The sequence below is a fragment of the Oleiphilus sp. HI0123 genome, assembly GCF_001635315.1.
Window position 1 is genome coordinate 1 of the sequence record NZ_LWGE01001089.1, and the last position, 5,344, is coordinate 5,344.

The following is a 5,344-nucleotide window of genomic DNA, read 5'->3' on the forward strand; positions in this document are numbered from 1 at the left end:
GGTCATACTTAAGAAAAAAGAAAAGCCTAAACCTGTCCTTAAAAAAGAGATTAAGAAAGAGATTAAGAAGGTTGAGCCTGAGAAGAAAGTTGCTGAGAAGCCAAAACCGAAACCAAAACCTAAGGCTCAAATAGCGAAAAAGCCCAAGCCAAAAATTAAGCCGAAAGCAAAAGATATTCAGTTGGCACGAGAGAAAGCCAAAACATCTGGTTTGCTAGCGATGAGTAATCAGTTGTCTGCACTAAGTAGCTTAGCTGATAGCGTTAAACTCGATACGCCCAAAACGATTTCGGCAAAACCTATTGCTCGTAAAGTTGAAGATAAGCTCGCCTCAAGAGCGAAAACTTCACGCAGTGCAGGCATTGATGAAACCAAGTTGACGCAAGAAACACAGAGAATGGAATTGGCCTCAAGAGAGATGACGGAAGTAGAAAAAGCTGAAGAAATTCAAACCGCGCTTGAACTGGCAGAACTGGATGCGAAGCGCATGGTTGCTCAGCGTACTCGTGAAGATATTCGTCGCACCATGGACGCCAATAAATCTGCGATTAACAGTATTTATAATCGCGCACTGCGTAAGAAGCCTTCACTGCAAGGAGCCTTTACTGCACAGCTAGTCGTTGAGCCAAGTGGTCAGGTCTCTAGCTGTTCGGCAGTAGAGTCAACACTGAATGAGCCAAGACTGGAAAGCAAAATTTGTAAGCGTCTGCGCTTAGTCAACTTCGGACAGAAGTCAGGTGTCGATCAGGCAACGATTAGCTATCCAATAGAGTTATTCCCAGGCTAGCCCAAATTTATTTGCTATCCATAGGCAGAGGGTTCCGCCCATTCGCTAATGATCGAACTCGTGCTAACCCGCCAGCGAGGCACGGAGGCCTCTGCCTACAAGTATGGTCGCTATCCCAGAAATACGATACTAACCCCCGCTCGTAAGCAGAGGGTTCCGCCCCTCGCTAATGATCATAGCCCGCAATCGAAGCATTGATGCCTCTACCACGAGCTTAGGGTGAATGCCTAAGCAGCGACTTCAGTCGCCGCTTTGGCTGGCTTTTTTGATGCGAGCCCAGAAAAACGCCCCTCAAAATACAGTTTAAGCTTCGAAATTTCCTCTTCATTCAAAAACAAACCGAGTTTGCTGCGGCGCCAGAGAATATCTTCAGCTGAGCGTGCCCATTCGTGTTCAATCAGGTAGTCGACTTCTGCAGAGAATAAGTCGGCACCAAAGTATTCTCCCATATCGCTCATGCCTTGTTTGTTCGCTAGAAAGCTAAAGCAAAGGGTGCCATATGATTTGAGGTAGCGTTGTACGAGAGTATGAGTTAGCCATGGCGCTTTCTTGTTAATAGCTTGTTCTATCTGCTCTCTTGTTTGACCAACGAACTGAACTCCGGGCATCGGTTCATCTGCAGTCCAAGGTTTACCAAGCTCCTTAATAAATGGCGACAGCTTGTTTAGAACCGCTTCTGAAAGCTTTCTGTAAGTGGTGATTTTGCCGCCATAGATTGAAAGCAGGGCGTTGCTTTCACTTTCCTGATGGAGTTCTAGCGTGTAATCACGGGTGATTGCTGAGGGGTCGTTTGATTCATCATCACACAGTGGACGGACGCCAGAATAGGTAGACTGGATATCTTCACGAGAAATCGAACGTTTGAAATGTTGATTGTATACCTTAATCAGGTAATCAACTTCCCACTCTTCAATTGCTACGTCTTCTGGCTTTCCTTGGTATTCTTTATCGGTGGTTCCGATTATTGAAAAGTGATCAAGATAGGGAAGTACAAATACCACACGCTTGTCTTCGTTCTGTAGAATGTAAGCTTCATCCAGTTCTTCAAAGCGGGGAACGATAATATGGCTGCCTTTAATCAGTCGAATATTTCGAGCCGGTTTAATATCTTCTGCCGCTGAATCAAGAAAGCTGTTTAACCAGGGGCCTGAGGCATTAACGATATTGCTTGCGAGAATATCGTAGCTGCGCTGTTCGATCTTGTTGAAGATACTTAGGCGCCAACGACCAAGATCTTTGTCGAAGCTCAAGTTATGGCACTGTGATTGAACTTCAATGCTTGCACCACGATTATGGGCATCTATCGCATTCATAACTACCAAACGTGAATCATCGACCCAGCAGTCATGATATTGAAAGCCTTTGGTGATCGAGTTTGTAAAAGGTGCATGACCATCAAATTTCACCTTCCGTGCTTTGGGCAAGGTATTTCGTTTGCTCAAGTGGTCATACATAAACAAGCCACAGCGGATCATCCATGCAGGGCGAAGGTGAGGGCGGTGAGGCATGACGAACTTCAGGGGTGAGACAAGGTGAGGTGCTTTATTAAGCAGTACTTCTCTTTCTGCCAGCGCTTCTTTAACTAGTCTGAACTCGTAGTGTTCCAGGTACCTTAGTCCACCATGTATTAGCTTGCTACTGCTGGAAGATGTACCTGAAGCCAAGTCATTTTGTTCACATAAGAACACTTTTAAGCCTCGGCCAGCGGCATCGGCAGCAATACCAGCCCCGTTAATGCCACCCCCAACAATAGCTAAATCATAGAAAAGTTCCTTTTTTTCACTGCTAATGTTCATATAAACCTCAAAAACGTTAATAATTTTACATATTATGTCATAAAACGAACATTTGGCTAGGCGAAATGTAATAATTGTTCAACAGTTTTTCGAAAAAGCGTGACAGAATTAGGCTTTCTGAAAATTAATTGAAAATAATCTTAGAATAGGACGGCGTGAATTGTTATAAATGGCGCGTGAAAAATAGCTATGTAGAAGTGATAAACAAACATCGACGCAGGTTCAGTAAGGCGTCGATGCAGGGTTGAATTGGTAGGGGTTAGGCGACGGTAAGCTTGATATTTTCTTTATTCAGAATACTTACGATGCTTTCCGGTGGTGTTTCACTGGTAAATATATGATGAGCTTCGGCAATGTTACCAAGCCGAGTTAAGGCATCCCGTCCGAATTTTGAATGGTCAGCGGCAAGGAAAATATTGCGGGAGTTCTCGACAATTGCTCGAGAAACTCTCACTTCCTGATAGTCGAAGTCGAGCAGGTCACCTGTATCGTCGATACCGCTGATACCAATGATCGCGTAGTCGACTTTAAACTGGCTGACGAAATCTATCGTTGCTTCACCCATTACACCTCCATCACGATTGCGGACAACACCGCCCGCGATAATAATTGTAAAGTCATCTTTGGTGCTCAAGATGCTCGCTACGTGAAGGTTGTTAGTAATCACCGTGAGGTTATTGTGGTTGAGAAGTGTCTGGGCTATTGCTTCAGTGGTGGTGCCGATATTGATGAAGATAGAAGAGTGGTCAGGAATCTCTAGCGCCACGGCTTCAGCAATACGCTGCTTTTCTTTGAGGAAAGCAACTTTACGGTTAGAGTAAGAGGTATTTAAAATAGTGGAGCTAAGGCCAGCGCCGCCGTGAAAACGTTGGATCTTGTTTTCGTTGTCGAGCTCTTTTAAGTCTCGACGAATGGTTTGTGGTGTAACATCAAATTTGCTGGCAAGCTCTTCAATTGTTGCAAACCCGGAACTACTTACGATCTCTATGATACGAGAGTGTCTTTCACTTTGTTTCATGGTAACGCAGACTTCTTATAAACAGTTAACGAAAGCATAGGTCGTGCAATATAGAAGAACCCTTCACCTGCACACCTGGCTAATATTGAAATAATAACATTTACACATGTAAGTGTATTGAACTATACGACAAAATAATATTTTTAGGGATCATAATATGGCTCAGTTCATTCTTTCTATTGATCAAGGGACGACAAGCTCACGTGCTTTACTATTTGATCACCAAGGCCGTGTAGCGTTTACTGCGCAAGCTGAATTTACCCAGCACTTTCCAAACGATGGATGGGTCGAACATGATCCAGAAGAAATATGGAGTACGACTGTCAGCGTAATCAAGCAAGTTCTTGCCAAATTAGATCTTGAATCCGACCAGGTAATGGGGATCGGTATTACCAATCAGCGGGAGACGACGATTGTTTGGGATAGAAAGACAGGAAAGGCAATCTATCCGGCAATTGTTTGGCAGGATCGCCGAACCTCTGAGTTTTGCCAGAGCCTGAAAGATAAAGGCTTGGAAGATACTATTTCTGAAAAGACTGGCTTGTTGGTAGACCCATACTTCTCAGCGAGTAAGATTCGTTGGATTCTTGATAATGTCGATGATGCTGATGAACGAGCTCGCGAAGGGGACTTGGCGTTTGGAACTGTCGATACTTTCCTGCTATGGCGCTTAACCGGTGGTCGGTCGCATGCCAGTGACGCCACGAACGCCTCTCGAACTTCCTTGTTCAATATACATACACAAGAGTGGGATAAAGAACTGTTACAGATTTTTGATGTCCCGGAACAGTTGTTGCCTGAGGTCAAGGATAGCAGTGATGAGTTTGGTGACACCGAGGCTGAGCTTTTCGGTATCTCTATGCCTGTCTACGGTATGATAGGTGATCAGCAGTCCGCCTTGGTAGGGCAGGCTTGCTTTACGCCAGGCATGATCAAAAGCACTTATGGAACAGGTTGCTTTATGATTGCCAATACGGGTGCGAAGCCACTACGCTCCAATAATCGTTTACTGACTACTGTTGCCTACCGTCTGAATTCTGAAGTGACATACGCTCTGGAGGGCAGCATCTTTGTTGCAGGAGCGGCAGTGCAATGGTTGCGTGATGGCTTAAAGTTTATCTCTCATGCTAGTGAAACGGTGGCGATGGCCAAGAAGGTTGGTTATGACAATTCGGTTTATCTGGTACCAGCCTTTACTGGCTTAGGTGCGCCTTATTGGGATCCGAATGCACGAGGTGCTTTGTTCGGTTTAACTCGAGATACGGGGATAGAAGAAATCGTCACAGCTGGCCTACAGTCAGTGTGTTATCAGACAAGGGATCTGCTCCACGCGATGGAGAAAGATGGTGCGCAAGTAAACACTTTAAGAGTAGATGGAGGCATGGTGGTCAATGACTGGGTTGTACAGTTTCTATCTGACCTTCTGAATGTTTCGGTTGACCGGCCTGAAATTGTCGAGACCACGGCATTAGGTGCGGCATACTTGGCTGGTTTAAAGGCCGGTTTATTTGAAAGCGTCGAGACGATTGCAGATATGTGGCATCTTGATAAACGTTTTTCACCTGATATTTGTCCAGAAGATGCAAAAAAACTCTATAGCGGCTGGTTAGATGCCGTCGGACGCGTAAAAACTGAACAAAATTAAGCGTCAGTGATAGTTGAATGCTAGACTTTAAGGATAGTAGTTTTCACTATTGTCGCGCATAATATTAGGAAATTGTCGAGAAGTGAACAATATAGTAA

4 protein-coding genes are annotated in these 5,344 nt (G+C 44.7%); 2 read left to right on the forward strand and 2 right to left on the reverse strand.

What is annotated here, in order from left to right; all coding sequences use genetic code 11:
• A partial coding sequence (locus A3761_RS10605; protein WP_068750197.1) for an AgmX/PglI C-terminal domain-containing protein occupies window positions 1–787 on the forward strand: 787 nt, incomplete at its 5' end.
• A gap of 227 nt (window positions 788–1,014) precedes the next feature.
• On the opposite strand, the gene glpD is transcribed toward A3761_RS10605, so the two are convergent.
• Together glpD and A3761_RS10615 are read right to left on the reverse strand one after the other, a co-directional pair.
• Window positions 1,015–2,583 carry a glycerol-3-phosphate dehydrogenase gene (gene glpD / locus A3761_RS10610; RefSeq protein ID WP_068567642.1) on the reverse strand — a complete coding sequence of 523 codons (1,569 nt, stop codon included), beginning with the start codon at window positions 2,581–2,583 and terminating at the stop codon, window positions 1,015–1,017.
• 259 nt (window positions 2,584–2,842) lie between these two features.
• Window positions 2,843–3,601 (reverse strand): DeoR/GlpR family transcriptional regulator, encoded by a 759-nt coding sequence (locus tag A3761_RS10615; protein ID WP_068554486.1) that lies wholly within the window; start codon window positions 3,599–3,601, stop codon window positions 2,843–2,845.
• Window positions 3,602–3,758: 157 nt separating this feature from the next.
• Between A3761_RS10615 and glpK the strand changes: the two genes are divergently transcribed.
• A complete protein-coding gene (gene glpK, locus A3761_RS10620; RefSeq protein WP_068513108.1) occupies window positions 3,759–5,246 on the forward strand; it encodes a glycerol kinase GlpK in 1,488 nt (495 codons plus the stop codon).
• Window positions 5,247–5,344: the final 98 nt, after the last annotated feature.